The organism is Protofrankia sp. Cj3 (genome assembly GCF_917627355.1).
Classification (GTDB): Bacteria; Actinomycetota; Actinomycetes; order Frankiales; family Frankiaceae; genus Protofrankia.
The window spans coordinates 4,145-9,133 of record NZ_CAKJTR010000187.1 but is presented as its reverse complement, the minus strand read 5'-3'; the positions used below and the strand labels follow the sequence as shown (position 1 = coordinate 9,133).

Annotated in this window: 5 protein-coding genes and 1 pseudogene; 4 read left to right on the top strand and 2 right to left on the bottom strand. The window is 71.9% G+C overall.

What is annotated here, in order from left to right; genetic code table 11:
* The coding region (locus MJ783_RS19435; protein WP_370651715.1) for a class I tRNA ligase family protein at window positions 1–279 on the bottom strand (279 nt) is incomplete at its 3' end.
* Window positions 280–632: 353 nt separating this feature from the next.
* Window positions 633–1,334, bottom strand: coding sequence for an HNH endonuclease (locus MJ783_RS19430; RefSeq protein WP_239312361.1), 702 nt, complete (start codon window positions 1,332–1,334; stop codon window positions 633–635).
* A gap of 390 nt (window positions 1,335–1,724) precedes the next feature.
* Between MJ783_RS19430 and lspA the strand changes: the two genes are divergently transcribed.
* The 4 genes and pseudogenes from lspA to MJ783_RS19410 all read left to right on the top strand — a co-directional run.
* Window positions 1,725–2,339, top strand: a complete 615-nt coding sequence (gene lspA, locus MJ783_RS19425) for a signal peptidase II (RefSeq protein WP_308194852.1) — start codon at window positions 1,725–1,727, stop codon at window positions 2,337–2,339.
* A gap of 50 nt (window positions 2,340–2,389) precedes the next feature.
* Complete coding sequence (locus MJ783_RS19420) at window positions 2,390–3,295, top strand: RluA family pseudouridine synthase (RefSeq protein WP_370651714.1); 906 nt, start codon at window positions 2,390–2,392, stop codon at window positions 3,293–3,295.
* On the top strand, window positions 3,292–4,347 hold the full coding sequence (locus MJ783_RS19415) for a hypothetical protein (protein WP_239312359.1): 1,056 nt from the start codon (window positions 3,292–3,294) through the stop codon (window positions 4,345–4,347). Before MJ783_RS19420 ends, MJ783_RS19415 begins: the two co-directional genes overlap by 4 nt.
* A gap of 31 nt (window positions 4,348–4,378) precedes the next feature.
* Window positions 4,379–4,989 (top strand): annotated as a pseudogene (locus MJ783_RS19410) (hypothetical protein); the annotation flags it as partial.

Genomic DNA, 4,989 nt, shown 5'->3' with positions numbered 1-4,989 from the left:
GCCACGCATCGTCCGGTAGCGGGGGAACAGGTCCTTGAAGACCCGGGCTTCGACGTGGTGGGTGCCGGGCTTGCCGTTGGCGGTGGGCGGACCCTCATAGAAGATCCACTGTGGCCCGTCCGCGGTCGCGGCCAGTGAACGCTCGAAGACCTTCAGGTCCTTCCAGCGCTCGAGGACATCACGCTCGAGGGCGGGCAGGTCAACCTGGGTCGGCAGCGCGGGGAAGGCCGGCATCGTGTGAGCGGGCATTTCGTGGGCGGGTGTTCCGTGGCTGGGCATCGCAGGTCTCCGTCGGGGATCAAGCTCCAACGGAGGGACGACACCCCGCGGTACCCGGCATCTCACCGGGGCGCGGTGGTACCGCGGTACCACCCTCCTTGCCGTTCAGGACGCCGGTACGCGGCAGCCTGGACGACCACTCTTCACACGCGGTACCGGATCTACTGAGGGCGGGTGACACCCTGTTCTTCCGGCAGCTCAAGGGTGATCTTCACGACGCGCTGGCCGCCGGGCTTCCACCGTCCCCGGTTCGCTGGACACCCGTCACCGGCCGTCCCTGGCTGCGCCCGCCGCTACTCGTCCCGTCATCGCCGTCCGCTACGACCAGCGTAGTGGACGGCGGGATCCCACCATCACCTACCCGCACTCGTCGGACGATGGGGACGGCCGGTGTGGTGGCCGGTGCGCTGGTTCGTGCCGTCCTGGCCGGGTACCTGCGCGCGGGGGACGGCCCGGCGCCGTGGCCGGCGGATCGGCCGGCGGGCCACGGGCGCGTGGGTGCTTCCGGAGCCACCGCGCAGCGCCCGCACCGGCCAGTAGACAGCGCGGATCAGACCGGTACAGCGCCGCAGCGACAGCCCGAGCGCGCGGGTCCCGAGCGGCCCCCGGTAGCGGTCGACCTTGTGGACGCGGGTGTGGCAGTGGTGGCAGATGGGCACCAGATCCCGGTTGGACTCATGCCCCGAGCCGGCGCGGAAATAGTCGACGTGGTGTGCGTGGTAGCCGACGCCGGACGGACCGTCGCGCCACGGCTTCCCGCAGATGTGGCACGGACGCTTGCCGGTTTCGGTGAGCCACCGCCGCCGCCTGGCCCGCCACTCGGGGCCGCCCACGTACTCGCCGTGGCTGCGGTAACCGTTCAGTCGCAGGGTGATGTGGAACCGCCCGCGCTCGATCCACCGGTCCACATGCCCGGCGATGCTGAGCGCCACGGCGACGCCCAGGATGATCCCGATCCAGTGCAGTGTCCGGCCGGAGGCCAGCTGCCACCAGCGGTCAGCCGCCGTCTGCGCGATGCCCCATAAGGCGTCGAAGGCGTTCGCCACTCTACTCACTCGCCGTTCACTCGCTCACCCTGTCCTGGTCCCCGGGAGTCTTCGAACTGAGAGGCGATTATGGCCCGTTCTGTCCGTCGGCGCCTCGGGCCGGCTCGAGGCACCGGCACTGAGGTGTCGTCACTCGTCACTCGTCACTCGTCCCGCGGCTTGCTGGGGAAGGGGAACCGCCGGTAGCGGTCCTGTACGGTGCGGCCGAAGCCCGGCTCCGGTCTGTCGGGGGAGCCGGGAAATGAGGGGGAAGCTTCGGCAGGCTCGCGCACCACACCATCAGGTTCTGCTCACCCGGCGACGGGAAGACGGCCAGTGGTTGGCTGGCTGGCGGCGGTGGTGCGGGTCTGGCCGTGGGGTGATCCAGCCATGGTGTGGCCTGGCCGTAGAGTAGGCCAGGTGCAGGAGACGTCAGCCACCGGTGAGAGTGGGACTGCCGGGTCGCGGGACGGGCCACCAGCGGCGGTGGCCGGGGATGCGGCGCGGGCGGCCACGCGGTCGGCGCGGGCGGTGGCCACGCTGGTGGGCGCGGGTCTCGTGGTCGTCACCACGGACGCGATCACGAAAATTGTCGCGGTGGCGCATATGTCGGACCGGGCGCCGATCGATCTGATCCCCGGTGTGCTCGACCTTCGGCTCACCCGCAACCCCGGGGCCGCGTTCAGCCTCGCCGGCGGTGCGACCGTGCTGTTCAGCCTGGTGGCCGTTGCGGTCGTCGTGGTCATTGTGCGGACCGCCCGGACCTTGAAGTCCACACCGTGGGCGGTGGTTCTCGGGCTCCTGCTCGGCGGCGCGCTCGGTAACCTCAGCGACCGGGTCTTCCGGGCACCGGCCCCGCTGCGCGGGCATGTTGTGGACTGGATCCACCTGCACCACTGGCCGGTTTTCAACATCGCGGACTCGGCGATCGTGATCGGCGGGATCCTCGCGGTCATCCTCGGGGCGCGGGGTGTCGGCGTCGACGGGCAGCGTACGACGGAAGCACGTGACCTGACCGGTGAAAGCGAGAAGTGAGCGGCAGCGGGGGCCCGTTAGTGGGCGGAGGGGACAGACGCGCCCTGCCGGTGCCTGACGGGTTGGACGGCCTGCGGCTGGACGCGGCCATCGCTCGGATGTTCGGGTTATCCCGGACGGCCGCGGCCGCGCTTGTTGATGCCGGCTACGCCAGCGTCAACGGGACGGTGCGGGGCCGGTCCGATCGGGTGACCGGCGGCGCGTGGCTTGACGTCGAACTGCCGGCGGCGCCGCGACCGGTCCAGCTGGAGGCGACCCCGGTGCCCGGCCTCGAGGTGATCCATGATGATGGTGACATCGTCGTGGTGAGCAAGCCGGTGGGCGTGGCCGCCCATCCGGCTCCCGGCTTCGGCGGGCCGACCGTGATCGGCGGCCTCGCCGCCGCTGGCTACAGCATTGCGACCAGCGGTGCTGCCGAACGTCAGGGCATCGTCCACCGCTTGGACGTCGGCACCACGGGAGTCATGGTTGTCGCGAAAAGTGAGCACGCCTACACCGTGTTGAAGCGCGCCTTCCGGGAGCGGGAGGTGGAGAAGATCTATCGTGCTCTGGTGCAGGGACATCCTGATCCGTCCAGTGGCACGGTGGACGCACCGATTGACCGTCATCCGCGCAAGCCGGGCCTTTTCGCTGTGGTTGCGGATGGGAAGCCAAGCGTCACCCACTACGACACCGACGAGGCCTTCCGGGCCGCGTCCCTGCTGTCGGTGCGCCTTGAGACGGGCCGGACCCACCAGATCCGCGTGCACATGTCGGCCTTGCGGCATCCCTGCGTTGGTGATCTTTCTTACGGCGCTGACCCGGTTCTCGCCAGCAGGCTTGGGCTGGCCCGGCAGTGGCTGCATGCCGCTCGGCTGTCCTTCGCCCATCCCAGGGACGGGCGGTGGATGACGTTCACCAGCCCTGATCCAGCCGATCTGGCGGGGGCGGTGTCCCTGCTCCGGCAGCAGTCATGATTGCCGTCGGGGGCCAGGCGGTACGGGGTCCGCTGGTTCAGCGCGGACCTGTCGGGCGCGGGGCGGCGCGGGCGGCGGCCCGATCCGCGCGGGCGGCACGGGCTGTGCTGGACCAGCTTGACCGCCTGGATGACCGCGCGCTCCCGGTTGTGCGCCGGCTCTTTGATGCCGTAGCCGTGCGCGCGATGCACCTCCGCGCTGGGCTGCCGGCCCGCGCCGGGGCGCCGGCCCGGACGCGGGACATGGTCGTCCCGTTGTGGGCGCGGTCCGACCGGCCGGTGCCGGCCGGTGCCGGCGATAGCGACGGCGATGGTGATGCCCTGGCCGGGCAGGTCGCCGCGCAGCCCGCGCGGGCCTGCCCCGACGATGCCGGGACCGCCGCGTGGGTGGGCGGCGCGCGTCGCGTCGCCAGCAGGCTGGCGCTCGAGCGGACCGCACGGATTATGACGCTGGGGGCGGTCGGCGTCATCGGGGTGAGCGCGGTCGCGGCGCTGTGGCGGGGGCCGGCCGGTGGACGGGTCGATGTCGCGACGGACAGCGTGCGGACGTCCCTGCGCCCGGCCGAGTCGACGGACGGTTATCTGGCCGCGGCCCAGGCGCGGCTCGCCGTGCTGGCGCTCGCTCCCGAGCAGCCCGACATCTATGCGGCCGTCAGCTTCCCCGGCTACCGGACGCCGGAACAGACACGTGCCCTGCTCGGCGACTTGCGCACCGTGCGGGTGTTCTTCCGGGTTCCCCCTGACGGGCCGATCCTGACCACCGATGTCGGGGACCCGGCTCGTGACATCCCGGCCGCGTTCACGCGGGCCGCTGAGAGCGCGGCGTACCGTGTTGGCACCGCCGCTGACGCCGTCACGCGGGAGCGTGCCGAGGACGAGGCGGTGGCCCTGAGCGGCTCCTGCGCCTGCCTGTACGGGGCGGTTGTGCGGGCCCCGGCCGATCAGCTTGCCCTCCTCGCCGCGATGGCGTCGGTTCGGCTGGTGGACACCGCGCCGCCCGGTACCGCCGCGCCCGCGCCCACCCTTGTTCCGCTGCGGCCCGAGCAGCGTTGAACCACGTCGAACCGCGTTGAACGGGCGGTGGATGTGGCGGGCATGCCGGGCGCCGTTGGTTGCCGCCGTCCTGCTGGCCGACATGGTGGGAGGCGGCGGGGCCGGTGGCGCGTCGGCCGCCCCGGGGACTCCGATCACGCTGGAGCGCGCGGGCCCCGCCTACCCGTTGACGCTGCGTGCACGGACCGGTGGTGAGGGTCTGCTGGAGGTCAGCGCCCAGGCACCCGGTGCCGACTGGGCGACCCGGGGCGCCGAGTCCGCGGTGGTGTCGGTGGCGGTGGACGGTCAGCTCGCCACCGACATCGTCGTGCTGTCCGCGCGGGACATCACAAGCCGCGTCCAGCTCGGCTATGTCCATGCCGGTATCCACACGCTCACGCTCGCCTTCGACCCGGACGCGTCCGCGGCAGCCACCCGGACGGTGACGCTCCGAGTGCTGTCGGCGTCGGTCTCGCCCTCCCCGGAGGCGGCAACACCGGTGTCACCGGCAACACCGGTGTCCGGCGCGCTCGCGCTGGCACATGCCCCCGTTCTGTACGGACGCTCCCTGCCTGCCGGTGGCGGCCGGTTCCAGAACAGCCACACCGACACCCCGCTCCTGGCCTGGCACACCCGGACAACCGTGCCAGCCGGCGCCGTGCC